This is a genomic window from Pantoea sp. UBA5035, assembly GCF_002415245.1.
GTDB classification, from domain to species: domain Bacteria; phylum Pseudomonadota; class Gammaproteobacteria; order Enterobacterales; family Enterobacteriaceae; genus Pantoea; species Pantoea septica.
Window position 1 is genome coordinate 242554 of record NZ_DICD01000011.1, and the last position, 25320, is coordinate 267873.

At 59.5% G+C, this 25320-nt stretch carries 26 protein-coding genes; 6 read left to right on the forward strand and 20 right to left on the reverse strand.

What is annotated here, in order from left to right; genetic code table 11:
• A complete protein-coding gene (locus tag B3229_RS08760; protein WP_033754894.1) occupies positions 1-207 on the reverse strand; it encodes a DUF1107 domain-containing protein in 207 nt (68 codons plus the stop codon).
• A 315-nt stretch (positions 208-522) separates the two neighbouring features.
• Here B3229_RS08760 and B3229_RS08765 point away from each other — a divergent pair, with 315 nt between their 5' ends.
• A complete protein-coding gene (locus B3229_RS08765; protein ID WP_286870377.1) occupies positions 523-1077 on the forward strand; it encodes a YtfJ family protein in 555 nt (184 codons plus the stop codon).
• Between the two features lie 30 nt (positions 1078-1107).
• Here the strand turns inward: B3229_RS08765 and cysQ are convergent, their stop codons facing one another.
• Entirely contained in the window at positions 1108-1848 is a 741-nt protein-coding gene (gene cysQ, locus B3229_RS08770) for a 3'(2'),5'-bisphosphate nucleotidase CysQ (protein WP_033754892.1), read from the reverse strand.
• Between the two features lie 272 nt (positions 1849-2120).
• On the opposite strand from cysQ, the gene B3229_RS08775 reads away from it, so the two are divergent.
• Positions 2121-4064 carry a bifunctional 2',3'-cyclic-nucleotide 2'-phosphodiesterase/3'-nucleotidase gene (locus B3229_RS08775; RefSeq protein ID WP_286870378.1) on the forward strand — a complete coding sequence of 648 codons (1944 nt, stop codon included), beginning with the start codon at positions 2121-2123 and terminating at the stop codon, positions 4062-4064.
• Between the two features lie 56 nt (positions 4065-4120).
• Here the strand turns inward: B3229_RS08775 and fklB are convergent, their stop codons facing one another.
• Positions 4121-4741: an FKBP-type peptidyl-prolyl cis-trans isomerase gene (gene fklB, locus B3229_RS08780; protein ID WP_033754889.1), complete on the reverse strand. Its 621-nt coding sequence runs from the start codon at positions 4739-4741 to the stop codon at positions 4121-4123.
• A 343-nt stretch (positions 4742-5084) separates the two neighbouring features.
• On the opposite strand from fklB, the gene B3229_RS08785 reads away from it, so the two are divergent.
• Positions 5085-5630 (forward strand): OapA family protein, encoded by a 546-nt coding sequence (locus tag B3229_RS08785; protein ID WP_048784403.1) that lies wholly within the window; start codon positions 5085-5087, stop codon positions 5628-5630.
• A 60-nt stretch (positions 5631-5690) separates the two neighbouring features.
• On the opposite strand, the gene rplI is transcribed toward B3229_RS08785, so the two are convergent.
• The 4 genes from rplI to rpsF are packed head-to-tail and all read right to left on the reverse strand — an operon-like array spanning position 5691 to position 7131.
• Complete coding sequence (gene rplI / locus B3229_RS08790; protein ID WP_033754882.1) at positions 5691-6140, reverse strand: 50S ribosomal protein L9; 450 nt, start codon at positions 6138-6140, stop codon at positions 5691-5693.
• A 39-nt stretch (positions 6141-6179) separates the two neighbouring features.
• Positions 6180-6407: a 30S ribosomal protein S18 gene (gene rpsR / locus B3229_RS08795; RefSeq protein ID WP_000135199.1), complete on the reverse strand. Its 228-nt coding sequence runs from the start codon at positions 6405-6407 to the stop codon at positions 6180-6182.
• A gap of 4 nt (positions 6408-6411) precedes the next feature.
• Positions 6412-6729: a primosomal replication protein N gene (gene priB, locus B3229_RS08800; RefSeq protein WP_048784404.1), complete on the reverse strand. Its 318-nt coding sequence runs from the start codon at positions 6727-6729 to the stop codon at positions 6412-6414.
• 6 nt (positions 6730-6735) lie between these two features.
• Entirely contained in the window at positions 6736-7131 is a 396-nt protein-coding gene (gene rpsF / locus B3229_RS08805) for a 30S ribosomal protein S6 (protein WP_033754871.1), read from the reverse strand.
• A gap of 373 nt (positions 7132-7504) precedes the next feature.
• Between rpsF and B3229_RS08810 the strand changes: the two genes are divergently transcribed.
• Positions 7505-7711: a hypothetical protein gene (locus tag B3229_RS08810; RefSeq protein WP_033754868.1), complete on the forward strand. Its 207-nt coding sequence runs from the start codon at positions 7505-7507 to the stop codon at positions 7709-7711.
• A gap of 46 nt (positions 7712-7757) precedes the next feature.
• On the opposite strand, the gene yjfP is transcribed toward B3229_RS08810, so the two are convergent.
• Positions 7758-8507, reverse strand: coding sequence for an esterase (gene yjfP / locus B3229_RS08815; protein WP_286870379.1), 750 nt, complete (start codon positions 8505-8507; stop codon positions 7758-7760).
• A gap of 155 nt (positions 8508-8662) precedes the next feature.
• On the opposite strand from yjfP, the gene B3229_RS08820 reads away from it, so the two are divergent.
• Both B3229_RS08820 and bsmA read left to right on the forward strand, forming a co-directional pair.
• Complete coding sequence (locus B3229_RS08820) at positions 8663-10594, forward strand: methyl-accepting chemotaxis protein (RefSeq protein WP_286870380.1); 1932 nt, start codon at positions 8663-8665, stop codon at positions 10592-10594.
• 55 nt (positions 10595-10649) lie between these two features.
• Positions 10650-10976 carry a biofilm peroxide resistance protein BsmA gene (gene bsmA / locus B3229_RS08825; protein ID WP_048784407.1) on the forward strand — a complete coding sequence of 109 codons (327 nt, stop codon included), beginning with the start codon at positions 10650-10652 and terminating at the stop codon, positions 10974-10976.
• Here the strand turns inward: bsmA and B3229_RS08830 are convergent.
• From B3229_RS08830 to mutL, 12 genes are all read right to left on the reverse strand, one after another.
• A complete protein-coding gene (locus tag B3229_RS08830; protein ID WP_286870381.1) occupies positions 10950-12578 on the reverse strand; it encodes an isovaleryl-CoA dehydrogenase in 1629 nt (542 codons plus the stop codon). The genes bsmA and B3229_RS08830 overlap by 27 nt on opposite strands.
• An 86-nt stretch (positions 12579-12664) precedes the next feature.
• Complete coding sequence (gene rlmB, locus B3229_RS08835; protein ID WP_048784409.1) at positions 12665-13399, reverse strand: 23S rRNA (guanosine(2251)-2'-O)-methyltransferase RlmB; 735 nt, start codon at positions 13397-13399, stop codon at positions 12665-12667.
• Between the two features lie 83 nt (positions 13400-13482).
• Positions 13483-15912 carry a ribonuclease R gene (rnr, locus tag B3229_RS08840; protein WP_286870382.1) on the reverse strand — a complete coding sequence of 810 codons (2430 nt, stop codon included), beginning with the start codon at positions 15910-15912 and terminating at the stop codon, positions 13483-13485.
• 16 nt (positions 15913-15928) lie between these two features.
• Complete coding sequence (gene nsrR / locus B3229_RS08845; RefSeq protein WP_033754853.1) at positions 15929-16372, reverse strand: nitric oxide-sensing transcriptional repressor NsrR; 444 nt, start codon at positions 16370-16372, stop codon at positions 15929-15931.
• A gap of 218 nt (positions 16373-16590) precedes the next feature.
• Positions 16591-17889: an adenylosuccinate synthase gene (locus tag B3229_RS08850; protein ID WP_033755291.1), complete on the reverse strand. Its 1299-nt coding sequence runs from the start codon at positions 17887-17889 to the stop codon at positions 16591-16593.
• Positions 17890-18054: 165 nt separating this feature from the next.
• The gene (locus B3229_RS08855; protein WP_048784411.1) at positions 18055-18255 is read right to left on the reverse strand and encodes a DUF2065 domain-containing protein; all 201 of its coding nucleotides are present in this window, start codon (positions 18253-18255) and stop codon (positions 18055-18057) included.
• A 57-nt stretch (positions 18256-18312) separates the two neighbouring features.
• The gene (gene hflC / locus B3229_RS08860; RefSeq protein ID WP_033792335.1) at positions 18313-19317 is read right to left on the reverse strand and encodes a protease modulator HflC; all 1005 of its coding nucleotides are present in this window, start codon (positions 19315-19317) and stop codon (positions 18313-18315) included.
• 3 nt (positions 19318-19320) lie between these two features.
• Complete coding sequence (hflK, locus tag B3229_RS08865; RefSeq protein WP_286870383.1) at positions 19321-20556, reverse strand: FtsH protease activity modulator HflK; 1236 nt, start codon at positions 20554-20556, stop codon at positions 19321-19323.
• Positions 20557-20723: 167 nt separating this feature from the next.
• Positions 20724-22004 carry a ribosome rescue GTPase HflX gene (gene hflX / locus B3229_RS08870; RefSeq protein ID WP_033754842.1) on the reverse strand — a complete coding sequence of 427 codons (1281 nt, stop codon included), beginning with the start codon at positions 22002-22004 and terminating at the stop codon, positions 20724-20726.
• A gap of 81 nt (positions 22005-22085) precedes the next feature.
• On the reverse strand, positions 22086-22397 hold the full coding sequence (hfq, locus tag B3229_RS08875; RefSeq protein ID WP_033754840.1) for an RNA chaperone Hfq: 312 nt from the start codon (positions 22395-22397) through the stop codon (positions 22086-22088).
• A gap of 102 nt (positions 22398-22499) precedes the next feature.
• Complete coding sequence (miaA, locus tag B3229_RS08880; RefSeq protein ID WP_048784415.1) at positions 22500-23450, reverse strand: tRNA (adenosine(37)-N6)-dimethylallyltransferase MiaA; 951 nt, start codon at positions 23448-23450, stop codon at positions 22500-22502.
• A complete protein-coding gene (mutL, locus tag B3229_RS08885; RefSeq protein ID WP_286870384.1) occupies positions 23443-25314 on the reverse strand; it encodes a DNA mismatch repair endonuclease MutL in 1872 nt (623 codons plus the stop codon). Before mutL ends, miaA begins: the two co-directional genes overlap by 8 nt.
• Between the last annotated feature and the right edge of the window lie 6 nt (positions 25315-25320).

The window sequence follows — 25320 nt, forward strand, 5'->3', positions numbered from 1 at the left end:
TCAGTTGAACTCCGCCTGAAGGCGCAGAACCTGACGGTTAATTTCGGACATTACGCTCAGATGCTGAATGTCCTTTACGCGCGGAATCAACACTTTTCCCTTGTCGAATTCGAACGCGCCAACGTCCTTGATATACATCCGTCCTTTGAACAGCGTTTTTACGTATTTCGCTATTTGCAATGGATTATAGCGTTGGAAGATCTTCATGCTGTCTAACTCCTGTACATTTATAAATACGCTTCGCCGTTGCCAAGTTCGGTACGAGCCCATGAAGCGCAAAGTGCCGGTAAACTATAGAACACTCCACTGGGGTAATGTTCCGAAAACTGAACTTTTTTACTGAATTGACACATCATTACAGAATAGTCTGTTATGTCGCTTTACCAACACAGTATAAATCCAAACTTGTTAAGAGATTGTGGCATACATAGCAAACCTGACACCTTAACAAGACAGGCGCATCATCCCCGCTTACTATTGCAGAAAAATGACTAACTGGTCCGATCACCGAGGAGACTGATAATGCGACTCGCCTGCACTCTGTTTGCGCTGGTTCTCTTGCCCGGCGCCGTTTTCGCCCACAGCCTGAAACAAGACCAGCGCGTGCCCGCGGTTGGCGTCGAGGATAAAGGAGAGCTGATCTATCAGCAGGATGATTTCCGCTACCAGCGCTGGAACAGCGCGCAGCTCGCCGGCAAGGTGCGCGTGATTCAGCACATCGCCGGGCGCTCCTCCGCGAAAGAGAAGAACGCCGCCGTGATTGAGGCGATTAAAGCCGCGGCCTTCCCGCACGATCGCTACCAGACCACCACCATCGTCAATACCGACGACGCCATTCCCGGCACCGGGATGTTTGTGCGCAGCAGTATTGAGAGCAATAAAAAGCAGTATCCCTGGTCGCAGTTTATCGTCGACAGCAAAGGCAACGTAAAGCACGTCTGGCAGCTGGCGGACGCCGGCTCGGCGATTGTGGTGCTGGATAAGAGCGGCCGCGTGCGCTTCGTTAAAGACGGCGCGCTGACGCAGGAGGAGGTGATGCAGGTGATTAGCCTGGTGCGGACGCTGCTTAAATCCTGAAAAAAGGGAGGCGGTGGCCTCCCTTCGTGATCAGAACAGCGAGACGCGGAATCCCGGATTAAGGAAAGATTCGCGCGGCGCGTAATCCAGGGTTTTGCCTGTCCAGTCGTGAACGTGCGCGCCGGCCGCCACGGCGACGGCGTGCCCCGCGCCGGTATCCCAGATGTTGGTCGGCCCAAAGCGCGGATAGAGCTGCGCTTTGCCCTCCGCCACCAGGCAGAACTTCAGCGAGGAGCCGATGGCGACGGTCTGATGTTCGCCCAGCTGCTTGAGATACTCTTTCAGCTCTTCATCGGCGTGAGAACGGCTCACTACCACCAGCGGCGGCCGCGCCTCCTGCACGTGGATCTGCGTCTTGTTGCCGCCCTCTTCTTTCCAGGCTTTGCCTTCTGCGGCGGCGTAAAGCACGCCGAGCGCAGGCGCGTAGACCACACCCAGTACCGGCTTGCCTTGATCGATCAGCGCGATATTGACGGTAAACTCGCCGTTACGCTTGATAAACTCTTTGGTGCCGTCGAGCGGGTCGACCAGCCAGTAGCGCTGCCACTGCTGGCGCTCGCTCCATGAAGGGGGATCTTCCTCCGACAGCACCGGCACTTCCGGCGTTAGCTGTTTAAGCCCCTGTAGAATAATATCGTGCGCGGCAATATCCGCAGCGGTCACCGGGGAGTCGTCGGATTTGCGGGAAACGTCTACCGGCGTTTCTTTTTCATAAATCAGCATGATCGCGTTGCCCGCTTCGCGCGCCAGCTGGCAAATTTGCTCTAACATTTTTCACCTCCTTTTCGGTGGCAGCCGCACGACGTTATCGTGCGCTACTTCGGTTAAATTTTAGCAGCTACTGCGCTTCCGCCCGGCCTTCCAGGCGCTAAAGTCTCAATATTTTAACAATATCAATACCATAGATTGCGACCCGCCGCTACGCCGCGCGCTTTTCAGCTTTTTCAACGCGCAAAACGTTAAACCCATCACGTAATCCTCTGACACATCATCATTCTTTTACATTAATTTGAGAGACTTAACTTTTTGCAGCAGGAGCACGCATGTTTAAACCCACTCTCACCCTTCTGGCGCTGAGTCTCTCATTGAGTTTGCACGCCGCCACCGTCGATCTACGTCTGCTGGAAACCACCGATCTGCACAGCAACATGATGGATTTCGACTACTACAAAGATACCCCGACCGAAAAGTTCGGGCTGGTGCGCACCGCGTCGCTGATCCATGCCGCGCGTCAGGAGGTAAAGAACAGCGTGCTGGTGGATAACGGCGATATTATTCAGGGCAGCCCGCTCGGCGATTATATGGCGGCGAAAGGCCTGCAGCAGGGCGAGATCCATCCGGTCTACAAGGCGATGAATACGCTGGACTACAGCGTCGGCAACCTCGGCAATCATGAATTCAACTACGGCCTGCCCTACCTGCGCAAGGCGCTGGCGGGCGCGCGTTTTCCCTATGTGAACGCCAATATTATCGATCTCCAGACCAACCGGCCGATGTTTACGCCCTGGCTGATTAAGACGGTTGAGGTGACGGATCGCGACGGCAAGCCGCAGCGGCTGAAGATCGGTTTTATCGGCTTCGCGCCGCCGCAAATTATGGTGTGGGACAAAGCCAACCTGCAGGGCAAAGTGCGCGTCGAAGACATCACCGAAACCGCGCGTCGCTATGTGCCGCAGATGCGCGCCCAAGGTGCAGATCTGGTGGTGGCGATCCCCCATTCCGGCCTCAGCAGCGAGCCTTACCATGCCATGGCGGAGAACTCGGTCTACTACCTCAGCCAGGTCGAAGGCATCGACGCGATTCTCTTTGGTCATGCACACGCCGTCTTTCCCGGCAAGGAGTTCGCCGCCATCAAAGGGGCCGATATTGAGAAAGGCACGCTGAACGGCGTTGCGGCGGTGATGCCCGGCATGTGGGGCGATCATCTCGGCGTGGTGGATCTGGTGCTGACCAATGAAGCTGGCCGCTGGCAGGTCAGCGATCGCAAAGCAACCGCGCGGCCGATTTACGATGCGGCGCAGAAAAAGTCGCTGGCGGCAGAGGATCCGGCGCTGGTGAAGGTGCTGGCGGACGATCACCGCGCCACGCGCGAATTTGTCGCGAAGCCGATCGGCAAGTCGGCGGACGTGATGTACAGCTATCTTTCGCTGGTGCAGGACGATCCGACCGTGCAGATCGTCAATAACGCGCAGCGTGCCTACGTAGAGCATTTTATTCAGGGCGATCCCGATCTGGGCCATTTGCCGGTGCTCTCAGCCGCCGCGCCCTTTAAGGCGGGCGGGCGCAAGAACGATCCGGCCAGCTATACCGAAGTAGAGAAAGGCGAGCTCACCTTCCGCAACGCCGCCGATCTCTATCTCTATCCCAACACGCTGGTGGTGATGAAAGTCAGCGGCGCGCAGGTGAAAGAGTGGCTGGAGTGCGCCGCAGGCCAGTTCAACCAGATCGATCCGCAGCGCCGCGATCCTCAGTCGCTGATCAACTGGGATTTCCGCACCTACAATTTCGACGTGATCGACGGCGTTAACTATCAGATCGATGTCACCCAACCGGCCCGCTACGACGGCGAATGCCAGCTAATCCATCCAGAGGCTTCACGCATTAAAAACCTGAGCTGGCAGGGCAAACCGGTCGATCCGCACGCCACTTTCCTGGTTGCCACTAATAACTATCGCGCCTACGGCGGCAAGTTCGCCGGCACCGGCGATCGCTTTATCGCCTTCGCCTCGCCCGATGAGAACCGTGCGGTAGTTGCGGCCTATATCAGCGCCGAGACCAAAAAACAGGGCGAAGTGCGTCCGCAGGCGGACAATAACTGGCGGCTGGCGCCGATAGAGAGCAGCGTTCCGCTCGATATCCGCTTCGAAACCGCGCCGGGCGAAAAGGCGACTGCCTTTATTCGCAGCCATGCGCGCTATCCGATGCAGCCGCAGGGCAGCGATGAAATCGGCTTTGCGCTGTGGAAAGTCGACTTACAGCAGAAATAAGCGCGTAAAAAAGCCAGCCCGAAGGCTGGCTTTTGCGTGCTGAAAAGCGGCGAAGATTAAAGAATTTCCAGCAGCTCGACTTCGAAGATCAGGGTGCTGAACGGCGGAATCGATGCGCCTGCGCCGCGCTCGCCGTAAGCCAGGTTGTGCGGGATGGTCAGCTCCCACTTCGAGCCGACCGGCATCAGGGTCAGGGCTTCAATCCAGCCTGCAATCACGCCGGTCACCGGGAATTCCGCCGGTTCGCCACGTGCGACCGAGCTGTCGAATACCGTGCCGTCGATCAGCTTACCGGTATAGTGCACGCGCACGCGATCCTGACGTGACGGGATCGGACCGTCGCCCTGCTTGATCACGCTGAACTGCAGGCCCGACTCGGTGCTGTTGACGCCTTCGCGCTGCGCGTTTTCCGCCAGGAAGGTCTGGCCTTCGGCAGCCATCGCCTCGACGCGCTCGCGGCGTACGCCTTCCGCACGCTCATGCACTTCACGCAGCGCGCGATGCACGACGTCGACCGGCACGGCCGGCGAATTCCCTTCCAGCGCGTCGCGCAGGCCCGCGAGCAGCGCTTCCGGCTGAAGTCCCTGCAGACCGGACTCGAGCAGCTGCTGGCCAACCTGTAAACCAATTCCGTAACTTGCTTGTGATTCGACGCTGTCGAATGAAGGGGTCGTCATCTTGATACCTGTCTCTTTCGCTAATTTGAACCGGCAGCATAGCAGCGTGGGCCGCTGGCGTAAAATCCCGCGCCGCGCAGGTGACTTTTGGCGGTGAAACAGAAACAATACGCAGGTCATATTTCTTAAGGCTGACAGGCACGTCGCGCCCGTATTGCCCATACTATAACTCTGGACGAGGGCAACCTCGGCAGCGTACTGAAAGAAGAGAAGATACATGGGTCAAATCGCCCCACAACGCCGCAGGACGCGCGCGCCACGCACTTTGCGCACATTGCGCCAACGCTTCGCCTGGCGGCCTGCTAAACCGTCGCGCGCCGCTGGCGATGAGGAGGATTCACGAATGGCTTCAGAGGCGCCTTCCCGTTTGCCCGCCTGGCTCAGCACGGTCTGGCACTATACGGATACTATCCGCTGGATGTCCCCGCTGCCGCCCGCGCACCGGCGCGGCATCGTTATCGCCCTGCTGGTGATGCTGCTGGCGTTTTTGTGGCCCTCCAGCTCGCCGCAGTATCCTGTCGAGCGTCCGCAGACGGCAGGCGGCGAAAAAGAGGTGCCGATGCAGGCGGAGATCTACGACCAGAAAGCGCCGCAGCAAAACGCGCAGCCGCCGAAAGCGGATTCTCAGGGCGAGTGGCGCAACTATACCATCGCCTCAGGCCAGACCCTGGCACAGCTGTTTCGCGACAATAATCTGCCGGTGGGCGACGTATTCGCCATGGCGCGCGTCGAGGGCAGCGATCAGCCGCTGAGCGCGCTGCAGAGCGGACAGCAGGTGAAGATTCGACAGAATGCGCAGGGCGTGGTGACGGGACTGACCGTGGACGGCGCCAGCGGGCCGGTGCTCTTTACGCGTCAGCCGGACGGCAGCTTTATTCGCGCGCAGTAGCCGTGCGGCAAAAACAAAAAAGCCGGCACAAGGCCGGCTTTTTCGCATTACCGAGTAAAATTACTCAGCAACTACATTCACAACCAGTTTAGCGAAAACTTCGCTGTGAACCTGGAAGTCAACTTCATGCTCACCGGTGGTGCGCAGAACGCCGTTCGGCAGACGAACTTCGCTCTTAGCCACTTCAACGCCAGCCGCAGTTACAGCGTCAGCGATGTCGCGAGTACCGATAGAACCGAACAGTTTACCTTCGTCGCCTGATTTAGAGGCGATGGTCACTGAACCCAGTGCATTGATTTTCTCAGCGCGTGCGTTGGCAGCAGCCAGAACGTCAGCCAGTTTGGCTTCCAGTTCAGCGCGGCGAGCTTCGAAATATTCAACGTTTTTCTTGGTAGCCGGGACAGCTTTGCCCTGCGGTACCAGGAAGTTGCGCGCGTAGCCCGCTTTAACGTTGACCTGGTCACCCAGGCTGCCCAGGTTTGCTACTTTATCAAGCAGAATAACTTGCATTACCTTATCCTCTTAAAGTCGTTAATGGACAGTTGCCGATTACTGATGACGATCAGTGTACGGCAGCAGAGACAGGTAACGCGCGCGCTTGATAGCACGAGCCAGCTGACGCTGGTATTTTGCGCGAGTACCGGTGATACGGCTCGGTACGATCTTGCCGCTTTCAGTGATGTAGTTTTTCAGCGTTGCGATATCTTTATAATCGATCTCTTGAACGCCTTCCGCGGTGAAACGGCAGAACTTGCGACGACGGAAATAACGTGCCATTTGGCTAGTCTCCAGAATCTATCAATTCAATCTGCTCGGCATGCAGCACCATTTTACTCTGTCCATTTCGCGCCTGATGGCAGCTAATGAAGCCTTCGAGAATGAGCGGCGTGCCGACCGTTATATGTTGAGTAATCTCCTGATAGAGCGTGCCGCTGATAATCACGGGCATTCTGCACCAGGCTTGCCGGTGGAAACCGGCTTCTTCCTGCACTGAGCGGTGCTCAAGCACGAACTGACAGTGAGGAATTCCTGACGGGCTCACTTTTCGAACCGGCGTCTTGCACACGGTGCCAGACAGGCGCAGTCGATTGGCCGTCACGGATGATTACTCTTCAGAATCCCCAGCATCTGACTCGTCAGAGGTTTCGTTAGCAAAATCTTCACGACGCTCACGGCGCTCGTCTTTCGCTTTAACCATCGGAGATGCTTCGGTTACCGCGTGCTTAACGCGCATAACCATGCTGCGGATAACGGCGTCGTTGAAGCGGAAGTTCGTTTCCAGCTCGTCGATCACTTCCTGCGGCGCTTCTACGTTCAGCAGAACGTAGTGAGCTTTGTGCAGTTTGTTGATCGGGTAAGCCAGCTGACGGCGGCCCCAGTCTTCCAGACGGTGAATCGTGCCTTCTGCACCAGTGATAGCACCGGTGTAACGCTCGATCATGCCCGGAACCTGTTCGCTCTGGTCAGGATGGACCATAAATACGATTTCGTAATGACGCATCGAAATTGCTCCTTACGGATTATTCAGCCTCCTGTCAGGGTCAGCTGCGGCCCACGGAAGCAAGGAACGTTATAGGTCGTGAAACATTCGCTGAATGTAACGCGCCCCTGAATGCAGCTGAAAAATTGACGCGTAATCATACTGACGCAGGGCGCTAAACTCAAGCGCACATTTCATTAAATCGTCATTAAAGCGGCTTTCCGTGCTAAGGCAGGCGATTCAGCGGGTTGCGCGGCCTTTATCAATTTTCCTGATGAAGGTGTTCAACGGCGCGGTCTGGCATTGGCGACGGCGCGCGCTAAAATTAACCAATGACGACGCTTTTTTAATCAGCAGCGTCGCAGAGTGTGTTCCCATCAGTGAGGAGTCGGGCATGAAAACGTTCGTCATCGCCACTTTACTGGGTCTCTTCCTGTCTCCACCCGCCCTTGCCAGCCAGACTGACTGTGCGCAGCAGATGAGAAGTAACAGCAGCAAAGCGGCCTCAGGCTATGTCTACGTCAATCGACTGGACGCGCCGGGCAATACGCACGCCAGCGCAACGACCAGCGCGGCGCAGCGATTATCGAATCAGTTGTGATCTCTGCAGGGCAACGGGCTGACGGCACGCCGTCAGCCCGGCTGCGTCATAAATTCCGCTTAAAGAAATCCACCAGCGCGCGCAGCGCGAAAGGGGTGATTTTGTGGTTGATGCCTTTTTCCGCGAAGAAGGTCATCTTGTCCGCCTGGTCACTCTTCTGCAGCGCCTCCACCAGCCGCGCGGTCTCCGCGAAAGGCACCACATCGTCCGCTTCGCCGTGCCACAGCAGCAGCGGCCGGTTCGCCAGCGCGTCCAGCTTTTCGCTGGGATCGTAAGCCGCCAGCGGCGCCATCAGCCGATCGAACTGCGCCCGATCTTCAGGGGAGCTGACGCTTACCGGCGGAAATAGCGAGTGGCTGAGCTGCATAAAGTAAGCCGATCCCATCAGGCAGGCGACGCTGCGGATCTGCGGATAGCGCGCCATCGCCCCCAGCGCGGTCATGCCGCCCAGCGACGCGCCCGCTACGGCGAAGCGGTCGCCGTCGATCAGACCCGCGGCGCGCAGCGCGTTCTCCAGCTGCGGCATCTCGTCGATATTGCGCTGCAGGATCTGCCAAAAACGGGAAAGCCGCACCGCGTCGTTGCCGTTGTCTCGCGCCCCGTGCAGATCGGCGTCGGGCATCACGGCGCGAAATCCCGCCTGCGCCAGCGCCACGGCCAGATAGGCGTAGACCTCTTTAGAGGAGGTAAAGCCATGGTAAAGCAGCACCGTCGGCAGCGCCGCTTCGCGCTGGCCCGCAGGCGCGGCGTGCAGCACCTGAATGCCCGCCAGCCGTTCCGTATTCAGTTCAATCATGTTCGCTCCGCTGTGGATATCGACTCCGCTGAGTTTACGTGCCCCGCGCTTAATCTGCGAACGACTTCACACATCCGCTGTTCAATTTAGGGCGTAAACCTTTTGCTGCCGATGCCGTTAATCGTATATCCCCTAAACCGATCCAAAGGTATTTTATGAAGCGTCTCTCTCTCAGCCCCATGAGTCTTGGAGTCAAGCTGTCTGTACTGACGTCTCTCAGCGTCGCGCTGCTGCTGCTCGTCCTGACACTGACTCAAAGCCACAACGCAGCCCGTCAGCTGGAAAGCCTCGCCACGGATGATATGCACAATCAGGTGCAGGGCATCAGCGAAATGGCGTCGATGTTTAACGCTACCCTCACCGAAGAGGTCAACAATTACACCCAGCTGTTCGCCAGCTTTTTGCCGCAGCGCTTTAGCCGCGACGAGAGTTCGCGTATTCAGGTCGGGGAGTTTTCGACCCCGACCCTGCGCGCCGGTCTGAAAACCCTGAACCTCGATCAGGTCGCGGTCGACGACTTTTTACAGCGCACCACCGCCGTCTCCACCATCTTCGTGCGCGACGGCGACGATTACTACCGTATCTCTACCTCGCTGAAGAAAGAGGACGGTAGCCGCGCCATCGGCACCCGCCTCGATCGCGCCAGCGCGGCCTGGAAAAGCGTCAGCCGCGGCGAGATCTATCGCGGGCTGGCGACGCTGTTCGGCCACCGCTATATCACGCAGTATCAGCCGGTTAAAGATGAAAGCGGCGCGGTGGTCGGCATTCTGTTCGTCGGCGTGCAGATCGATAAGCAGTACGCGCTGATGCGCGATAAGGTGCTGGCGCGCAAGCTGGGCGACAGCGGCCATTTCTACGTGCTGAACGGCGCGCCGGGCGCGGCGCAGGGACAATATCTTTTTGCCGCGCAGAATGAAGGCAAACTGCCAGGCTGGGACGCCAGCGTGCAGCAGGCGCTGCTGAGCCAACCGCAGGGCGTGCAGGAAGCGGAGCTGAACGGCGAAAGCAAGATGCTGGCCTGGCAGCAGCTGCCAGGCTGGAACTGGATAGTGGTGGGCGAGGTGAGCCGCGACACGCTGCTGGCGCCGATTACCCACAGCCGCAACCTGTTTATGCTGACCGGCCTGGCGCTGGTGCTGCTTTTTGCGCTGGGCTTTGTGTTTTACAGCCGCCGCGCCATTACGCGTCCGCTGCAGCAGGTGATCCACCTGGCCGAAGAGTACGCGGCGGGCAACCTGCGCGTCCATCTGGATACGCGCCGTCATGACGAAGTCGGCCAGCTGATTACCGCTATCAACGGCATCGGCGACGGGCTGGAGAAGATTGTCGGTCAGGTGCGCGTCGCCGCGCAGGAGATCAGCGACGGCACCGACACCATCGCCGCCAGCAGCCTCAATATCAGCGAGCAGATCGGCCGCCAGGCGAGCAGCGTCGAAGAGACCTCGGCGAGCATGGAGCAGTTCGGCGCCACGGTCGAGCATACCGCCGACAACCTGCGCCAGGCGATGACGCTGGTGGCGGAAGCGAGCAGTCTGGTAACCCACGGCAGCCAGACGGTGAGCCGATCGGTTAACACCATGTCGGCGATTCAGATCTCTTCCCAGAGCATTGCCGATATCACCCACGTTATTGAGTCGATCGCGTTTCAGACCAATATTCTGGCGCTTAACGCGGCGGTAGAAGCGGCGCGCGCCGGCGAACACGGTCGCGGATTCGCGGTGGTCGCGGCGGAAGTGCGCGCGCTGGCGCAGCGCAGCGCTCAGGCGGCGAAAGAGATCGACGGCCTGATCGCCACCTCGATCAGCAACGTCTCGGAAGGGCATCAGCTGTCGCAGCAGACGCATGACGCCATGACCCATATCGTGTCGCATATCGAACAGGTGCAGGCGCTGATGAGCGAAATCAACGTCGCGGCGCAGCAGCAGGCGGCCGGTATCGGTCAGGTGAATCAGGCGATGAACCAGATCAGCCAGGCGACCCATGAGAACAGCGAGCTGATGGCGCAGGCAGACGCGTCGGCGCAGAACCTGAGTCACAAAGGTCATCATCTGACGCAGCTGGTCAGCGTATTTCATCTGAAATCCTGACCCGCTTTGGGACGGTGGCTTACACTTACTGCACCGTCCCTCTGGAGTAAACCTTATGCGTTACGCTTACTTACTGACAATGGCGCTGCTGTTGAGCGGCTGTTCCGCGCTGAAAACCACGCCGCAGCCGCCGCCTGCGCCCACCCATCAGGCGCAGGAAATCACGCGCGCGCAGAGCGGCGGACTGCCGAGGCTCGGCAGCGTTAGCACGCAGGTTCGCGGCTCGCCGGATGACGCGCAGCGCGCGCTGGCGGCGGAAGCCAATCAGCGTGGCGCGGTCTACTATCAGGTCATCATGGTGGACGAAACGGTGACGCCGGGATACTGGTACGCCACGGCGATCCTTTACGGCGCGTCACCCGCCGCTGGCGCGCAGCAGTAAGCGTTCCGCCACCTGACTTTCCAGCGGTCGGACGCCGCGCGCGTCGAGCCACTGCCGGCACCAGGCGTCCGCCAGCGGCGGCTCGGCATATTTCAGCAGCTGCGCGCCGGTCGCCAGCAGAAACAGGCGCTGGGCGATTTCCCGCCCCTGACTCTCCTGCAGTCGGTTCAGGCGCAGCTTTAGCTGGCGCCAGGCGGCGTCAAACAGGCGATTCACGCCTCTGACCGCTTCAAACTCCTGATGCAGCATCTCTGCCGCGCCGGGCTGTTTGCGCAGCACGCGCAGCACGTCGAGACACATCACATTGCCCGATCCTTCCCAGATGCTGTTGACCGGCATGTCGCGGTAGAGGCGCGGCAGTTCGCTCTCCTCGCAGTAGCCCACGCCGCCCAGTACTTCCATCGCTTCGGCGACAAAGGGCATGCCTGCCTTGCAGACGGCGTACTTCGCCGCCGGAGTGAATAGTCGGGCGAACGCGCCTTCCAGCGGCTGCGCCGGCTGCGACCAGGCGCGCGCCAGCCGCATCAGCAGCGCCGTCTGTCCCTCAAGCTGCAGCGCCTGCGCCGCTAAAACCTGACGCATCAGCGGCTGATCCACCAGATTTTTGCCCATGACCTGGCGCTGGTGCGCATGGTACAGCGCGACAGAGAAAGCGCGGCGCATCTGGCCGTGGCTACCGAGCGCGCAGTCGAATCGGGTCATGCCGCCCATTTTGAGGATCAGCCGCACGCCGTCGCCCTCTTCCCCCACCAGCCAGCCGGTGGCCTCCTGAAACTCCGCTTCGCTGCTGGCGTTGGCGCGGTTGCCCAGCTTATCTTTGAGCCGCTCCAGGCGAATGGCGTTGCGCGTGCCGTCCGGCAGCAGACGCGGCAGGAAGAAGCAGCTTAAGCCGCTGCCGCTTTGCGCGAGGATCAGATGCGCGTCGCTCTGCGGCACGGAGAAGAACCATTTATGGCCGGTAATGCGCCAGATCGAGCCGGGCGAGCGATCCGCCAGCGGCTCCGCGCGCGTGGTGTTGGTAGTAACGTCGCTGCCGCCCTGCTTTTCCGTCATGCCCATGCCGATCAGCAGGCCGCGCTTCTGATCGCCAGGCAGCGCGTGGGTGTCGTAGCGATCGCTGAGCAGCGGGTCGCGCCAGCCGCTGAAAGCGTCAGGCAGCCAGCGCTGCAGCAGCGGTACGGCGGCGTGCGTCATGGTCGCCGGACAGAGCGTGCCGGCCTCGACCTGAGCGTGGAGAATAAAGCGCGCGGCGCGCGCCACCATGGCGCGATCGAGCACGTCGGGCTGCCAGCTGAGATTATGCAGTCGGCTGGCGCAGACGCCCTGCATCAGCAGGTGCCACGCGGGATGAAAACGGACCTCGTCGATGCGTACGCCGCGCGCGTCGTAGCGCAGCAGCTCCGGCGGCGCGGCGTTGGCCAGCCTTCCTAACTCCAGCGATTCGGCCCCGCCAAGCTGCGCGCCGACCGAGGCCAGCCATTCGCGATCCCACTCGGCGCCTTCGCGCGCAAGCGCTTCGCGCAGCGGCGTGTCGGAAAGAAAGAGGTTGCTGTTGCTGAGGGGCTGCGGCTGATTAAAAACGGTATGGGTTGTCCAGGTCATAACCACTCCTCGCGATGCGTATCCCGCTAAGTATGGGAGAGCGACGCGCAGTTATGCCTGGCACTGAGGAGGTTTTGCGGCGGCGATCACGCCCCGCGCTGGCGTACCGCTTCGAACAGACAGACGCCGGTGGCCACAGAGACGTTAAGCGATGAGACGCTGCCCGCCATCGGTATGCTGATCAGCTCGTCACAGTGCTCGCGCGTCAGGCGGCGCATGCCTTCGCCTTCCGCACCCATTACCAGCGCCATCGGCCCGGTCATTTTGCTCTGATAGAGCGTATGATCCGCTTCGCCAGCCGTGCCGACCACCCAGATGTTGTACTCCTGCAGCAGACGCAGCGTGCGCGCCAGATTGGTGACGCGGATCAGCGGCACGTTCTCCGCCGCGCCGCTGGCGACTTTTTTCGCCGTGGCGTTCAGCGAGGCGGAGCGGTCTTTCGGCACGATCACCGCATGGACGCCTGCGGCGTCGGCGCTGCGCAGGCAGGCGCCGAGGTTATGCGGGTCGGTCACGCCATCCAGCACCAGCAGCAGCGGTTTTTCCAGACTTTGCAGCAGATCCGGCAGGTCGCCCTCCTGGTACTGACGGCCAGGTCGGATGCGCGCCACGATACCCTGATGCACGCCGCCTTCAACCTGACTGTCCAGCCACTGGCGGTTCGCCAGCTGGATAACGATGCCCTGAGCTTCCAGCGCCGCCACCAACGGCTGCAGGCGACGATCGTCGCGGCCCTTGAGGATAAAGACTTCCTGGAAGCGCTGGGGATCGCGCTCCAGCAGCGCCTGCACGGCATGGATACCAAAAATAATTTCGCTCATCGATCTGCTCAGTTAGGAATTGAATGGACTTCAGCGGACGCTTTCTGCGCGGCAGAAAGCGTCCGTTAACGCATCAGGCTAAATCAGGCCTGCTTTTTCGCGGCGCGCTTCGCCTTGGTGGCGGCGGCGATTTTACGGGTTTTTTCCGACGGGGTTTTGCTTTTTTTCTCTGTCTTCGCCTTGTCAGGCGTCGACTTCGCATCGCGGAACGCTTCATTCGGCTCGAAGTTGCCTTTTTTGCCGACCTGACGACGACGCTTCGACGCTGGTTTGCCTTCGCGCTTTGCTTTGTCGCGCGCGGTTTTGCCCTCGCCACGCGGCTGACGCTGGCTGGAGATCAGCGCGAAGTCGATCTTGCGCTCGTCCAGATGCACCGCCTCTACCCGCACTTCAACCGCATCGCCCAGACGATAGGTGCGTCCGCCCGACTCGCCGATCAGACGCTGTCCCACCGCATCGAAACGGTAGTAGTCGTTGTCCAGCGTGGAGACGTGCACCAGGCCGTCGATAAAGAGATCGTTCAGGCGCACAAAGAAGCCGAAGCCGGTGACGCTGGAGATGACGCCGTTAAAGGTATTGCCGACCTGATCCTGCATAAAGTCGCATTTCAGCCAGTCGGCGACGTCGCGCGTGGCCTCGTCGGCGCGGCGTTCAGTCATCGAACAGTGCTGACCGAGCTGCAGCATCTGCTGCATTTCGTAGTGATAGCCGCCGGTCGCCGTGGTGTTGCCTTTCACCTCGCCTTCCGCCTGCGCCAGCAGATATTTAATGGCGCGGTGCAGCAGCAGGTCGGGATAGCGACGGATCGGCGAGGTAAAGTGCGCGTAAGACTGCAGCGCCAGGCCGAAGTGTCCGCGGTTTTCCGGATCGTAGACCGCCTGTTTCATTGAGCGCAGCAGCATGGTTTGCAGCATTTCCGCGTCCGGCCGATCGGCGATCTGCGTCAGCAGCTCGGCGTAGTCGATCGGTTCCGGCTTGACGCCGCCCGGCAGCGAAAGGCCCAGCTCGTTGAGCACGGTGCGGAAGCTGGTGATGCTGTCGTCGCTGGGACGATCGTGATCGCGGAACAGCGCCGGCTCCTGGTGCTTCTCGACAAAGCGCGCCGACGCGATGTTGGCGAGGATCATGCACTCTTCGATCAGCTTGTGCGCGTCGTTGCGCACGGTGCGCTCTACGCGCTCGATACGGCGTTCCGCGTTGAAGATAAACTTCGCTTCTTCGGTCTCGAACGAGATGCCGCCGCGCGACTCGCGCGCCTGTTCCAGCACCTTATACATGTTGTGCAGCTCTTCCAGCGGCTTCACCAGCGGTGCGTACTGTTCGCGCAGCTCCGGGTTGCCCTGCAGGATATTCCACACTTTGTTATAGGTGAGTCGCGCATGGGAGTTCATTACCGCTTCATAGTGTTTGAAGCCGGTCAGCTTGCCTGCGGAGGAGATAGTCATCTCGCACACCATGCAGAGACGATCGACCTGCGGGTTGAGCGAGCAGAGCCCGTTGGAGAGCACTTCCGGCAGCATCGGCACTACCTGCGACGGGAAGTAGACCGAGGTGCCGCGCTGCAGCGCTTCGTCGTCCAGCGGCGTGCCGGGACGCACATAGTAGCTGACGTCGGCAATGGCTACCCATAGCCGCCAGCCGCCGCCGCGTTTTTTCTCGCAGTAGACCGCATCATCGAAGTCGCGCGCGTCTTCGCCGTCGATGGTGACCAGCGGCAGCTGGCGCAGATCGACGCGCCCTTTTTTCGCCGCTTCAGGGACTTCTTCGCTGAGCTTGCTCACCTGTTTTTCAACTTCCGGCGGCCAGCTGTGCGGGATTTCATGGGTGCGCAGGGCCATATCGACCGCCAGGCTGGTACCCATATCGTCGCCGAGGATCTCTGCGACTTTACCAATGGCTTTGGTGCGGCGCGTCGGGCGCTGCACCAGCTCGACCACCACCACCGATCCCATACGCGCCTGCAGGGTCTCTTCCGGCGGGATCAGGATGTCGAAGCTCAGACGGCTGTCGTCCGGCACCACGAAACCAGCGCCCGCATCGGTGAAGTAGCGGCCGACGATCTGGTTGTTGCGCGGCTCCAGCACGCGCACCACGCGCGCTTCGCGGCGGCCTTTGCGATCGGCGCCCAGCGGCTGCGCCAGGATAACGTCGCCGTGCATGCACATTTTCATCTGCTCGGCGGAGAGATAGAGGTCATCTTTCTGCCCTTCCACGCGCAGGAAGCCGTAGCCGTCGCGATGGCCGATGACCTTGCCGCGCAGCAGATCGAGACGTTCCGGCAGCGCATAGCACTGGCGGCGGGTGAAGACCAGCTGACCGTCACGCTCCATGGCGCGCAGACGACGACGCAGCGCTTCAAGGTGCTCTTCGTCGGTAAGGTTTAGCTCTTGCGCCAGCTCGTCACGGCTGGCCGGCTTTTCGCGTTTTTCCAGGTGAGCCAGAATAAACTCACGGCTCGGAATAGGGTTTTCATATTTTTCAGCTTCTCGTTGCTGAAAAGGATCGTTTGACATAGCGGTTCCTCCGATGTCATTTCAGATTCATTGCCACCGGCGGTTCGGACAATAAAATTTGGTATAAGGGTTCGTTCCCCTCGACTAAGTCTGCCAGCGTATAGCTGTCCAGTTCCCGCAGGAACAGCTGTACCGCATCGTTTAGCGCCTTTTTTAAGCGGCAGGCTGGCGTGATGGCGCAAGTCGCGCAGTCTACTAACTGTAGCGGCTCCATTTTGCGCACTACATCACCGATGACGATATTATGCGGATCCATCCCAAGACGGATGCCGCCGTTTTTGCCGCGCGTCGCGGCGATAAAGCCCGCCCGGCTGAGTTGATTGATGATTTTCACCATATGGTTGCGCGACACGCCGTAGGTCTCGGTGACTTCAGTAATATTCGTCATTCTGCCTTGTGGCAAACTAGCCATATAAATCAAGGCCCGCAGACCATAATCGGTAAAACTTGTCAGCTGCACAATTACCTCGGTAGATCACCCATAGCGTGTTTATTCATTTCGTCCGCGTTGCGGTTGATTTTAATAGTAAACCGGCTTGCGGCTACTGTAGATGATAAACCAGAGTCGAATCCAGAGTGTGTTTTTTTCAGCCGAACGGCGATGCGGCAAAGCGAAGGGAGAGTAAGCGGCTTGCTAAGCGGGAAACAGAGGCCGGCGCAGCGCCGGCCTTTGCAGGATTATGCGTCGAACGGATCGCGCAGAATCATGGTTTCGCTACGGTCCGGGCCGGTAGAGATGATATCAACCGGTACGCCCGTTACTTCTTCCACGCGCTTGATATAGTCGCGCGCGGCCTGCGGCAGACCTTCCAGCGTTTTCACGCCGAAGGTGGTTTCGCTCCAGCCTGGCAGGGTTTCATAGATCGGCTCGATGCCTTCCCAGTTCTCTGCCGCCAGCGGCGTGGTGGTCACTTCGCGACCATCCGGCAGGCGATAGCCTACGCAGATTTTCACTTCTTTCAGACCGTCCAGCACGTCCAGCTTGGTCATGCAGAAACCTGACAGGGAGTTAATCTGCACCGCGCGACGCACGGCGACCGCATCCAGCCAGCCGGTGCGACGACGACGGCCGGTGGTTGCGCCGAACTCGTTGCCTTTAGCGCACAGGAACTCGCCGATGTCGTCGAACAGTTCGGTCGGGAACGGGCCCGCGCCAACGCGCGTTGAGTAAGCCTTCACGATGCCCAGCACGTAGTCGACGCAGCGCGGACCGATGCCTGAACCGGTCGCCACGCCGCCAGCGGTAGTGTTAGAGGAGGTCACATAGGGATAGGTGCCGTGGTCGATATCCAGCAGCGTGCCCTGCGCGCCTTCGAACATGATCAGGTCGCCGCGCTTCTGCGCCGTATCCAGCAGATCGGAGACGTCAACCACCATGCTGGTCAGCACGTCGGCTACCGCCAGCACGTCGCTCAGCACTTTGTCGTAGTCAACCGCGTCTTCTTTGTAGTAGTTCACCAGCTGGAAGTTGTAGTAATCGACAATCTCTTTCAGCTTAACGGCAAAGGTCTCTTTGTTGAAGAGATCGCCGACGCGCAGACCGCGGCGCGCCACTTTATCTTCATAGGCCGGGCCGATGCCGCGACCGGTGGTGCCGATGGCTTTGGCGCCGCGCGCTTTCTCGCGCGCCAGATCCATTGCGACATGGTATTGCAGGATCAGCGGGCAGGCTTCAGAAATCAGCAGACGTTCGCGTACCGGTACGCCACGCTCTTCCAGGCCTTTCATCTCTTTCATCAGAGCTTCAGGCGACAGCACCACGCCGTTACCAATGATGCTGGTAACGTTTTCGCGCAGGATGCCAGATGGAATTAAATGGAGGACGGTTTTTTCACCGTTGATGACAAGCGTATGGCCTGCATTGTGGCCACCCTGGTAACGCACCACGTAATTAGCGCGTTCAGTCAGCAGATCTACAATTTTACCTTTGCCTTCGTCACCCCATTGGGTGCCCAGTACGACGACGTTCTTACCCATTTTCAAAATCACCGATTGCTTAAAAATGGATTCTACCATCTGATCTTGCGGCTTTCAGCACTTTTAGCATACGTTTGCGCGCATTTTTCGCCTGAGTTTTGCGCACTACAACATCCTGGGGAATGGGCGCGCGGGAGGCACAATTTAGCCCTGCCGGTAGAGCAATCAGCTGCCGCCGTGCGCGCCGATCATGTAGTAAATGACCACGCCCGCCACCACCAGTCCGCCGCCGAAACGGTGCAGCAGACGATCGGGCAGCTGCGCCATGCTCAGGATCATACGACGCCAGATGCGCGGCAGAAACATCGGCCCCAGCCCTTCCAGCACCAGTACCAGCGCCAGCGCCATCCATATGGTTTTATTCATTTACCATTCCCAAAAAAAAGGCCGACATCATTGTCGGCCCGTAGGTTATAGCAGTTCTTATCGCGTCGCGTTAGAGGGCGCTTTCATATATCGGAAGAAATCGCTGTCCGGGCTGAGCACCATCACGTCCTGATTGTCGCTGAAGCTATTTTCATAGGCGCGCAGGCTGCGGATAAAGGCGTAAAAGTCCGGATCCTGGCTGAATGCGTCGGCAAACAGCTTCGCTGCTTCAGCATCACCGTCACCGCGCGTAATCAGCGCGGTACGCTGCGCTTCCGCCAGCGTGCGGGTGACCTGATAGTCCGCCTGCGCACGCAGTTTTTCCGCCTCTTCCTGACCCTGAGAACGCTGGCTGCGCGCGACGGCTTCACGCTCGGCGCGCATACGATTGTAAATCGCGTCCGAGACCTCGGTCGGCAAATTGATCTGCTTGATGCGCACGTCGACGACCTGAATGCCCAGCGCCGCCATGCTGTTCGGGTTAATCGCCGGCTCTTTGCTGTTGGTTTCGCGCTCGACGCGCGCCGCCGCGCTGGCGATGGCGTCATCCGCCGCCGGCGTCTGCACTTCGTCGTCGCTGCCGGCGCTGCCGGTATTCAGCGCGTCGCGCACGTCGGTGGTCAGACGGCCGCGAGAGTCCGTCACGATATCTTTCACATCAAGACGGCCCATCTCGGAACGCAGACGGTCGCTGAATTTACGCTTCAGCAGCACTTCCGCCTGTGAAACGTCGCCGCCGCCCGTCGCCAGGTAGTAGCGGCTGAAGTCGCTGATGCGCCATTTAATGTAAGAGTCGACGATCAGGTCTTTCTTCTCTTTGGTGACGAAGCGATCCGCCTGGTTGTCCATGGTCTGAATACGCGCGTCCAGCGTTTTTACCGTCTCGATAAACGGCACTTTCATATGCAGACCCGGCGCGAACACCTGCGGTTTGTTTTCATCGTCGCGCAGCACTTTGCCGAAGCGCAGCACAATGCCGCGTTCGCCTTCCTGCACCACGAACAGTGAAGCGTAGAGCGCCACCAGTACAACAATAATGACTACAATTATGGGCTTACGCATCGATTACTCTCTCCCTTCGCGCTGGGTATCGTTGCGCAGAGCATTGGCCCGACGCTGATCCATGATGCTCTCTGGATTGTAGGCTGACGTGTCGCTGCGGCTGGCAGTGCTGCCAGGCGAAGCGGGCAGCGTGTTCAGACTCGCGCCTTTGTGGCCGCCCTGCGCCGCGCCGGTTGCGCCACGCATCAGCTGGTCGAGCGGCAGCACCATCAGGTTATTGCCGCGATCGTTAACCAGCACTTTGCGGGTATGGCTCAGCACGCGTTCCATGGTTTCGATGTAGAGACGCTCTTTAGTGATGTCCGGCGCCGCCTTGTACTCAGGCAGCAGCTTGGCGAAACGCGCCACTTCACCCTGCGCTTCCAGTACGGTACGTTCTTTATAAGCGCGCGCCTCTTCGAGGATACGCTGCGCCTGACCATTAGCGCGCGGCTGCACTTCGTTCGCATAGGCTTCCGCCTCGCGCACGTACTGCTCGCGGTTTTCACGCGCGGCGATGGCGTCGTCGAACGCTGCTTTCACCTCTTCCGGCGGACGCGCCGCCTGGAAGTTGACGTCAAGCAGCGTGATGCCCATGTTGTAAGGGCGAATGGTTTCGTCGATTTCGCGCTGCGTATCGCTACGCACCACGGTACGGCCTTCGGTCAGAATGCGGTCCATGGTAGAGCGGCCGATGACGCCGCGCAGCGCGCTGTCGGTCGCCTGGCGCAGGCTGTCGTCCGCGCTGGTGACGGCGAACAGGTAGCGTTCAGGATCGGTCACGCGGTACTGTACGTTCATCTCGACGCGTACCACGTTCTCATCGGAGGTCAGCATCACGCCGGAGGCAGCAAGCTCGCGCACCGCTTCAACGTTTACCGCGCGCACCTGATCGATAAAGGTCGGTTTCCAGTTCAGGCCTGGCTCCACCAGATGGCTGAACTTGCCGAAGCGCGTAACGACGCCGCGCTCCGCTTCTTTAATGGTGTAGAATCCACTGGCGGCCCAGATTACAACCGCCGCGACAGCGACGATCCCGACCAGTTTGCCACCGCTGCCGCCGCTGCGCTGGCCATTGTCACTCTGTTTGCCACCGCCCAGTCCGCCGAGCTTTTTGCTCAACTTACGGAAGATATCATCCAGATCCGGCGGTCCCTGTTCACGACCGCCTTTGTTTCCCCCAGAGTTGCCGCCTTTATTATTGCTGCTTCCCCACGGGTCGCGGTCCTGTCCGTTATTACCGGGCTGATTCCACGCCATGTTCTACTCCATTTATTGTAAGTGCGCTGTTTACCCTGCAGCTTTCAGGCTGTAGCTGTGTTGGCTGCCTTTGTTCGCCCTAAAGAGCTAAAGAAAAAGATCCCAGAAAAGCGGCAGCCGCCTGCTACACCATACCAGCTATTGCGTAAGGACGTTTGGGCAACGTGTCAAACTATGTAATCAAGCAGCGCCGGTTCCTGCTTGCACAGGCGTCGCCAGTCAACCATCGGCAGACGCACGCGTAGGCCGATGCCGCCTTCTTCTTCATTCCATTCATCTTCAATGGCCTGCAGCTGGTAGAAGCGGCTGCGCAGGCGCCCCGCTTCCGGCGGCAGGCGCAGTTCGAACTGTGCGATTTCGCCTGCCAGACGCTCGGAGAGCGCCTGCCATAGCAGCGGCAAACCTTCGCCGCTCTGTGCGGAAAGCCAGACGCGGATCGGCTGATTTTCTTCATTGCGATCGATGCGCGGAACGAAGCCGTCCAGCATATCGATTTTATTCATCACCAGCAGCGTGGGAATTTCATGCGCCTCGATCTCTTCCAGCACCGCATCGACCGCTTCGATGTTCTCACTGACGCGCACGTCGGCGGCGTCGATCACATGCAGCAACAGCGTCGCCTGTCGCGTTTCCTGCAGCGTCGCTTTAAACGCGGCCACCAGATCGTGAGGCAGATGACGAATAAAGCCGACGGTATCCGCCAGCACCACGTCGCCGACGTCCGCCACGTTCAGACGGCGCAGCGTCGGATCGAGCGTCGCAAACAGCTGATCCGCCGCATAGACGTTAGCGGAGGTGACGGCGTTAAACAGGGTGGATTTACCGGCGTTGGTATAGCCGACCAGCGACACGGTCGGCACGTCCGCTTTGGCGCGCGCCTGACGTCCCTGATCGCGCTGTTTTTCTACGCGTTCAAGGCGGGACAAAATCTGACTGATTCGATTGCGCAGCAAACGACGGTCGGTTTCCAGCTGGGTTTCGCCCGGGCCGCGTAAGCCGATGCCGCCTTTCTGACGTTCAAGGTGCGTCCAGCCGCGTACCAGTCGGGTAGCAAGATGGCGCAGCTGGGCCAGTTCGACCTGCAGCTTACCTTCATGCGTTCGGGCGCGTTGGGCGAAGATATCCAGGATCAGACCGGTACGGTCAATGACGCGACATTCGCACAGACGCTCCAGGTTGCGTTCCTGCGCAGGGGTTAAGGCATGATCGAATAATACGACCGATGCTCCACTTGATTTTACCGCATCGGCAATTTCAGCTGCCTTTCCTTCACCGACAAAATATTTGGGATGTGGCGCTTTACGACTGCCGGTAATGACCTGCAGCGCTTCTACGCCCGCAGAAGAGACCAGGGTTTCAAATTCCTGGAGATCTTCCATCTCTTTGTCTTGGGAGAACCAGATGTGTACCAGTACGGCCTGCTCACCGGCTTCATAACGGTCAAACAAGCTATAACCTCGCTTAGAAAATAGAAGACCAGGACGGAAAACGGTCTGCGTTCTCCCGCCCTGGCTTGTACGGGTAGCGCGTTATTCCGCGTTATCGCCGTCTTGTTGTGGCTGCGACGGCGCAGAAGCGTTGCTACCGCCATGGTGGTAGTTGTTGCTGCCGCCACCGGTGTTGTTGCTGTGATGAGAAACCGGGCGCGATGGAACCACGGTAGAAATGGCGTGCTTGTAAACCATCTGGCTTACCGTGTTCTTCAACAAAATAACGAATTGATCGAAAGACTCAATTTGTCCCTGCAGTTTGATACCGTTGACCAAATAAATCGAAACCGGAACACGTTCACGACGCAGTGCGTTCAAAAACGGGTCTTGTAATGATTGCCCCTTAGCCATTCTATCTTTTCCTTATATGCTTGTTGTTTATTACTTGTAGAACCGAAGTTCTGAAAAAACTGCGTAAAAATTTGCGCACGATAACCAGCCAATTGTACACAATCACCCATGCTTCGCACTAAGAACCTGAAGCACCTCGTCACGCGCGGATTCTGGGCTGTCGCTGTCAAGCCAGCGTACATTTTCCCAGCCGCGTAACCAGGTCATCTGGCGTTTAGCGAGCTGCCGGGTTGCGCAAATTCCCCGATAAACCATCTCGTCGTAATCGATCTCGCCAGCCAGGTACGACCACATCTGACGATAACCGACACAGCGAATGGAAGGCATATCCGTATGCAAATCACCTCGTGCAAACAGGGCCCGAGCCTCCGCTTCAAATCCTGACGCCAGCATCTGCTGAAAGCGTAGTTCGATGCGCTGATGCAGCAGTTCACGGGTCGCGGGGGCGATGGCGAACTGATACACATCGTAGGGTAACGCTTCGCCGGATGTTTTAGTCAGTTCCGTTAAAGTTTTACCCGAAATAAAAAAAACTTCCAGTGCTCGCGAAAGTCTCTGCGGATCATTCGGATGAATACGACTCCCGGCCACCGGGTCGATGTCGCACAGCTGACGATGCAGCGCCTCCCACCCCTTTTCGCGCGCCATCTGTTCAATGCGCTGACGTATCTCAGGATCGGCCGAGGGGAGCGGCGACAATCCTTCCAGTAACGCCTTGAAATAGAGCATGGTTCCACCGACCAGCAGCGGAATCCGGCCGCGCTGAACGATCTCCGCCATCGCCGCCAGCGCATCGCGGCGGAAGTCGGCGGCGGAATAGGCTTCCGAAGGATCGCGGATGTCCAGCAGGCGATGCGGCGCCTGCGCCAGCTCTTCCGCCGAGGGTTTGGCCGTGCCGATATCCATCCCGCGATAGATTAAGGCAGAGTCGACGCTGATAAGTTCCACCGGCAGCTGCTTTCTTAGCGCTATCGCCAGCGCGGTTTTGCCCGAGGCGGTCGGCCCCATCAAAAAAATAGCCTTTGGTCGGCCAGCCGGGTTTTGTTCACTCATGGGTTAATGCAGCAAGCGCGCTCTCAATATCCAGGGCCTGAATCAGGCCAGAAGGCGGCGATTTCAGCAGTTGCGGGCAGAGCCGTTCCAGCTCCGCCAGCAGCGTAATCGCCTGCGAGTGATTCCAGTGGAGCGCGTCGGTATCGCAACGTCGCGCCAGCCATTGAGCCAGCTGAGGGGCGCCGCTCTCCGGCTGCTGGGCGAGATAGCCTAGCAGCTCTGGAATCAAGATTTGTAAATTTTGCGTGCGCAAGGGTAAAGGCACCGCGCGCAGGGTTACGTGGTCGCCTTCAGGCTGCAGATCGATGCCCATCTCATTCAGCAGGCTCTGCTTCTCTGCGGCGCTCTGGCGCTCCGGCCGCGCGACCTTCATGCGCACCGGGATGAGCAGCGGCTGTGACTTCAGCCCCGTCTCGCCCGGCTGTAGCTGCGCATGCCGCACCCAGCGCGCCGCCACCGGCAGCGACAGCAGCAGCAGCGCCTGCTCCTGCTCCAGCAGCGCATAGCGCTCCCGCACCACCGTTAACACGCGGCCGAAGCTTTGCGCATGCGAGGAAAGCGGCGCCTCGGCTGGCTGCGCGCGCGACGGCACCGACGGCGCGGCCGGTTCAGCCGGCACGCGCTGACCTGCGGTCGGCGTTTTCAGCAGTTGTTGATAGACCGCGCCTTCGCGCTTGCTGTAGCCATTCTCTTTATGCTGCCAGCCCGGCTGCGCGGCTGGCGGTGATGCTGGCGCCGCTGCGCCGCCTTCGCTGCGGCGCGGCGCGGCGGGCTGGGAAAAGTGGTTGCCGCCCGCCGCCTGGCGATTTTCCGGCTGCCAGCGCGGCGCCGGCTCTTCCGCCTGCATCGACGGCAGGGTCGGCGCGCTGCTCTCCTGCAGCACGCTCATCACGCCCTGAAAGATAAAGTCGTGCACCAGCCGTGACTGATGGAAGCGCACTTCATGCTTGGCGGGATGCACGTTGACATCCACCTGATGCGGATCGATTTCCAGGTAGAGTACATAGGCTGGCTGCTGGTCGGCCTGCAGCTGCGTCTGAAACGCCTGACGTATCGCATGATTGATCAGTTTGTCGCGCATCATGCGGCCGTTGACGTAGCAATACTGAATATCGGTCAGCTGGCGCGATCCGGCCGGATCGGCGACCCAGCCGCGCAGCAGCAGATCGTCATGTCGCCAGTCGATGCGCAGCGCATGCTGCATAAAGGTCGTGCCGCAAATCGCTCCCAGCCGCCGTTCGCGCTGCGCCTCATCATTGACCGCGCGATACTGGCGCATCAGCTTGCCGTTATGGCTGAGCGAGATGGAGACGTCAAAACGCGCCAGCGCGATGCGACGAATCACCTCGTCGATATGGCCAAACTCGGTTTTCTCGGTGCGCATAAATTTGCGACGCGCGGGCGTGTTGTAGAAGAGATCGAGCACCTCCAGCGTGGTGCCGCACGGATGCGCCGCAGGCTTAACCGTGACCGCCATCTCGCGGCCTTCGGCATACGCCTGCCAGGCCTCGCTCTGCGCTTCGGTGCGCGAAGTCAGGGTCAGGCGCGAAACTGAACTGATGCTGGCCAGCGCTTCCCCACGAAAGCCCAGGCTCATAATCGCCTCCAGATCGTCGAGCGAGGCGATTTTGCTGGTGGCGTGGCGCGCCAGCGCCATCGCCAGCTCCTCTTTGCTGATGCCGCAGCCGTTATCGCGGATGCGGATCAGTTTCGCGCCGCCTTTTTCAATGTCGATGTCGATGCGCGTCGCGCCGGCGTCGAGGCTGTTTTCCACCAGCTCTTTTACCACCGATGCGGGACGCTCGACGACTTCGCCCGCCGCAATCTGGTTAGCCAGCTGCGGCGGTAAAATTTGAATGGGCATGGTGAT

Excerpts from the sequence above, each read along its gene's own strand:
- B3229_RS08760 (WP_033754894.1), bottom strand. The coding sequence starts at position 207 with ATGAAGATCTTCCAACGCTATAATCCATTGCAAATAGCGAAATACGTA.
- B3229_RS08765 (WP_286870377.1), top strand. The coding sequence starts at position 523 with ATGCGACTCGCCTGCACTCTGTTTGCGCTGGTTCTCTTGCCCGGCGCC.
- cysQ (WP_033754892.1), bottom strand. The coding sequence starts at position 1,848 with ATGTTAGAGCAAATTTGCCAGCTGGCGCGCGAAGCGGGCAACGCGATC.
- B3229_RS08775 (WP_286870378.1), top strand. The coding sequence starts at position 2,121 with ATGTTTAAACCCACTCTCACCCTTCTGGCGCTGAGTCTCTCATTGAGT.
- fklB (WP_033754889.1), bottom strand. The coding sequence starts at position 4,741 with ATGACGACCCCTTCATTCGACAGCGTCGAATCACAAGCAAGTTACGGA.
- B3229_RS08785 (WP_048784403.1), top strand. The coding sequence starts at position 5,085 with ATGGCTTCAGAGGCGCCTTCCCGTTTGCCCGCCTGGCTCAGCACGGTC.
- rplI (WP_033754882.1), bottom strand. The coding sequence starts at position 6,140 with ATGCAAGTTATTCTGCTTGATAAAGTAGCAAACCTGGGCAGCCTGGGT.
- rpsR (WP_000135199.1), bottom strand. The coding sequence starts at position 6,407 with ATGGCACGTTATTTCCGTCGTCGCAAGTTCTGCCGTTTCACCGCGGAA.
- rpsF (WP_033754871.1), bottom strand. The coding sequence starts at position 7,131 with ATGCGTCATTACGAAATCGTATTTATGGTCCATCCTGACCAGAGCGAA.
- B3229_RS08810 (WP_033754868.1), top strand. The coding sequence starts at position 7,505 with ATGAAAACGTTCGTCATCGCCACTTTACTGGGTCTCTTCCTGTCTCCA.
- yjfP (WP_286870379.1), bottom strand. The coding sequence starts at position 8,507 with ATGATTGAACTGAATACGGAACGGCTGGCGGGCATTCAGGTGCTGCAC.
- B3229_RS08820 (WP_286870380.1), top strand. The coding sequence starts at position 8,663 with ATGAAGCGTCTCTCTCTCAGCCCCATGAGTCTTGGAGTCAAGCTGTCT.
- bsmA (WP_048784407.1), top strand. The coding sequence starts at position 10,650 with ATGCGTTACGCTTACTTACTGACAATGGCGCTGCTGTTGAGCGGCTGT.
- B3229_RS08830 (WP_286870381.1), bottom strand. The coding sequence starts at position 12,578 with ATGACCTGGACAACCCATACCGTTTTTAATCAGCCGCAGCCCCTCAGC.
- rlmB (WP_048784409.1), bottom strand. The coding sequence starts at position 13,399 with ATGAGCGAAATTATTTTTGGTATCCATGCCGTGCAGGCGCTGCTGGAG.
- rnr (WP_286870382.1), bottom strand. The coding sequence starts at position 15,912 with ATGTCAAACGATCCTTTTCAGCAACGAGAAGCTGAAAAATATGAAAAC.
- B3229_RS08850 (WP_033755291.1), bottom strand. The coding sequence starts at position 17,889 with ATGGGTAAGAACGTCGTCGTACTGGGCACCCAATGGGGTGACGAAGGC.
- B3229_RS08855 (WP_048784411.1), bottom strand. The coding sequence starts at position 18,255 with ATGAATAAAACCATATGGATGGCGCTGGCGCTGGTACTGGTGCTGGAA.
- hflC (WP_033792335.1), bottom strand. The coding sequence starts at position 19,317 with ATGCGTAAGCCCATAATTGTAGTCATTATTGTTGTACTGGTGGCGCTC.
- hflK (WP_286870383.1), bottom strand. The coding sequence starts at position 20,556 with ATGGCGTGGAATCAGCCCGGTAATAACGGACAGGACCGCGACCCGTGG.
- hfq (WP_033754840.1), bottom strand. The coding sequence starts at position 22,397 with ATGGCTAAGGGGCAATCATTACAAGACCCGTTTTTGAACGCACTGCGT.
- miaA (WP_048784415.1), bottom strand. The coding sequence starts at position 23,450 with ATGAGTGAACAAAACCCGGCTGGCCGACCAAAGGCTATTTTTTTGATG.
- mutL (WP_286870384.1), bottom strand. The coding sequence starts at position 25,314 with ATGCCCATTCAAATTTTACCGCCGCAGCTGGCTAACCAGATTGCGGCG.